General features: G+C 51.9%; 4 protein-coding genes. 1 reads left to right on the forward strand and 3 read right to left on the reverse strand.

Annotation, left to right across the window (positions count from 1 at the left end):
* A partial coding sequence (locus tag HY768_04135) for a transposase (protein ID MBI4726406.1) occupies positions 1-236 on the forward strand: 236 nt, incomplete at its 5' end.
* An 11-nt stretch (positions 237-247) separates the two neighbouring features.
* Here HY768_04135 and HY768_04140 read toward each other — a convergent pair.
* The 3 genes from HY768_04140 to thrS all read right to left on the reverse strand — a co-directional run.
* Entirely contained in the window at positions 248-1111 is an 864-nt protein-coding gene (locus tag HY768_04140) for a hypothetical protein (protein ID MBI4726407.1), read from the reverse strand.
* 205 nt (positions 1112-1316) lie between these two features.
* Complete coding sequence (locus HY768_04145; protein MBI4726408.1) at positions 1317-2249, reverse strand: GDP-L-fucose synthase; 933 nt, start codon at positions 2247-2249, stop codon at positions 1317-1319.
* A 48-nt stretch (positions 2250-2297) separates the two neighbouring features.
* The coding region (gene thrS, locus HY768_04150; GenBank protein ID MBI4726409.1) for a threonine--tRNA ligase at positions 2298-3415 on the reverse strand (1118 nt) is incomplete at its 5' end.

Below are 3415 nucleotides of genomic sequence, written 5' to 3' on the forward strand. Positions count from 1 at the left end.
ACTGGAAGACCTCACTCAAATGGCAGCGATTGGAACCCTACGAAAAGTTTGCCGGGATGATCGAACGCCACTGGGATGGCATTGCCGCTTACTGCCATCCGTCAAACAAAGTCGCCTTGGGGTTTGTTGAGGGGTTGAACGACAAGATCAGGGTTATACAGCGCAGGGCGTATGGTTTGAGAGACGAGGAATACTTACGGTTGAAGGTACTGACCTGCACGCTTCCTCCCCTGTAAGTAGCCCAAAATCACCTAAAATCACCCACACTCATTGGAGAAGACCCATCTACAAATTGCTGGTAGAGCTCGTTCCGCAAATGCGGATCTGCCAACAATACCAACATAAAAGAAAGGAACAGTCCCGCCATGCCGGCTATACTTGTATTGAATAAAATCCGGGGTTTTACGGGTTTTCCCGTCACATACGGGGGGGTCACATATTCAAAACTATGAAACAATGCCAGATCTATCTGCATTTCATAATATTTAAGCCGGAGGTCAGATAACTTACTTTCCATTTCTACCGGATTAAATCCGATAATCGTTTTGCCCTGCAATTGCCGCAATACTTTTTCCCGTATGGCGATTGAGCTGTCTATTGACCGTTGCAGCCCATTTAAAGCCGTCATTAAGTTTACTCTTTCAGACTCATACTTCAGGCGGACATACTCATTATTGCGCAAATGATTCATCACCGTTTCTATTGCCGTTAATCCACTATCTGGAATCTTCTCCACATAAACCAACATCCGAAATTGTACAGTTGAGCCTCTGATCTCTTCAATGATCAACGATTTTACATAAGGGGACAGGCTGCTGCCGGTTGAATCACCGGCGCCGTCCTTTCTTTGCTTCCAGTACAATCCAACCAGGTTTTTTGTTTCAAGCACATTGATCAGCGCCTTTACGTTTCCTTTGGAATCGGTATTTATTCTGTTTTTTGAGGTTTCGGGCAAGGTGACAATGGCTTCCGCCTGGTATACCTTGGGGGAAACCAACCCCACAACTAACGCCGCTGCGGAAAATAATATCGTGGTGCCGATGACGATATAACCCCTTTTAATAATCAGCTGTTTTAAATCGGCAAGGGTGGATTTTTGATCGGGTAGCATAGTCCTTCTCCTATGAAAAAGTTTTAAGTAAACCTTACCATAATTTATTCGCCTTTTTTAAACACCATTCACTGCCGCCAGCATGCCATTTTCTTTTTCCATTTTAAAACAGGCTACTTTTATAATATTACAAACCGTTTCCGCATACTGCCGCTGGCGGCACTATCAATACTGCCTGGCAGGATCAGAAGAAGAATGGCCCCAGCTATTGTTCCAAATACCACTCTATAGCGCGCCGCAGCCCGGCCTCAAAATTTGTCTTGGACCTGAACCCGAACTCCCGTTCCGCCCGGCTGGTGTCCAGCATCCGCCGGGGCTGGCCGTCGGGTTTGGTGCCGTCCCAAATTATATTCCCGTCAAATTTCATCAGCCGGGCGATCAGTTCCACCAGTTCTTTGATTGATATCTCAAAGCCGGCCCCCAGATTCACTGGATCGGACTTTTGGTATCTTTCCGCCGCCAGCAGAACGCCTTCGGCAGCATCTTCAACATACAGGAATTCCCTGGTGGCTTTTCCCGTTCCCCAAACCACTATTTCCTTACGGCCTTCGGTCTGGGCGTCGTGTATTTTTTTGATCAAGGCGGGAATGACATGAGACGACCCGGGGTCAAAATTGTCCCGGGGGCCGTACAAATTTACCGGCATTAAAAATATCGAGTTGAAATTGTACTGCTGGCGGTAGGCCTGCGATTGGACCAGCAACATCTTTTTAGCCAGGCCGTAGGGGGCGTTGGTTTCCTCGGGATAACCGTTCCAGACATCATCCTCTTTAAACGGCACCGGGGCAAACTTGGGGTAGCAGCAGATGGTTCCCAGGGCCACGAATTTTTCAATCCCGGCCTGCCGGCCTATTTCCATCAGCTGGGCCCCCATCATCAGGTTGTCATAAAAAAACTCGCCGGGCTTCTCCCGGTTGGCCCCGATCCCGCCCACCTTGGCGGCCAGATGAATGACGATGTCGGGGCGGGCATCGCGGTACAGCCGCTTGATGGCGTCCAGATGCACCAGGTCATAGTCTTTGATATCCGGAACAAATATGTCCCGGCAGCCGCTGGATTGTAATTTTTGGATCAGGAAGGAGCCCAGAAAGCCCTTGCCCCCGGTCACTGTCACCCTTTTGTTACCCCAAAAACCCATTTTAATCCCTCCTCAACAAAAAATATTTTTCTGCTTCTCAACCGGTGTCTATTTGCCTTTAGATTCCACTTCTTTCTTCAGTCTCTCGGCCAGTTCCTCCACCGTCATCTGTCCGACATCCCCCTGGCCGTGCCGGCGCAGCGAGACTTTGGCCTGCTCCTGCTCCTTGGCCCCCACGATGATCATGCCGGGTACCTTCTCCATCTCGGCGGCGCGGATCTTGGCCCCGATCTTTTCGCTCCCCAGGTTAAGCTTGACCCGGAACCCTGAACGCTGTAAGCTCTCGGCTATACGCTGCGCGTAGTCCGCCTGGGCGTCGGTGATGTTCATTACCGCCAGCTGGACCGGTGCCAGCCACAGCGGGAAGTTTCCGGCGTAGTGTTCTATCAGTATCCCGAAGAACCTTTCCAGTGACCCCAGCAGCGCCCGGTGCACCATATATGGCCGATGCTCCTTGCCGTCCTCGGCGATGTAGGTCATTCCGAACTTCTCGGGCAGGTTGAAATCGAACTGGATGGTGCTGCACTGCCACAGCCGGCCCAGGCTGTCCTTGATCTTGATGTCTATCTTAGGGCCGTAGAACACCGCCCCACCCTCCATCCGCTCATAATCGATATTCCGGGCCTGAAGCGCCTTGACCAGAGACTCCTCGGCCTTGACCCACATTTCGTCCCGTCCGGCGTACTGTCCCGGATTTTTGGAGTCGCGCACCGACAGCTCGATCTTGACGTCTTTGAACCCGAAGTCCTTAAGCATTGACAGCGAGAAATCCAGTACCCTTAAGACCTCGTCGTCGATCTGGACCGGGGCGCAGATGATGTGGGCGTCGTCCTGGGTGAAGCCCCGCACCCGCATCAGCCCGTGCAGGGCCCCGCTCCGCTCGTAGCGGTAGACCGTGCCCAGCTCGGCCCAGCGCAGCGGCAGATCGCGGTAGGAATGGCGGCCGGTATTGTAAATCAGGATGTGGAACGGACAGTTCATGGGCTTGATGAAGTATTCCTGGCCCTCGATATCCATGGGTGAGTACATGTTCTCCCGATAGAAATCCAAGTGCCCGCTCGTCTGCCACAACGACGCCTTGCCGATATGAGGCGAGTAGACGATTTCGTACCCAGCCTTATAATGCTCCTTACGCCAGAAGTCCTCGATGACGGTACGAATGAGCC

This window comes from candidate division TA06 bacterium, from assembly GCA_016208585.1.
Taxonomy (GTDB): Bacteria; Edwardsbacteria; AC1; order AC1; family EtOH8; genus UBA5202.

Bases quoted from the DNA above. Each gene is read 5' to 3' on its own strand.
- HY768_04140 (MBI4726407.1), bottom strand. From the start codon at position 1,111: ATGCTACCCGATCAAAAATCCACCCTTGCCGATTTAAAACAGCTGATT.
- HY768_04145 (MBI4726408.1), bottom strand. From the start codon at position 2,249: ATGGGTTTTTGGGGTAACAAAAGGGTGACAGTGACCGGGGGCAAGGGC.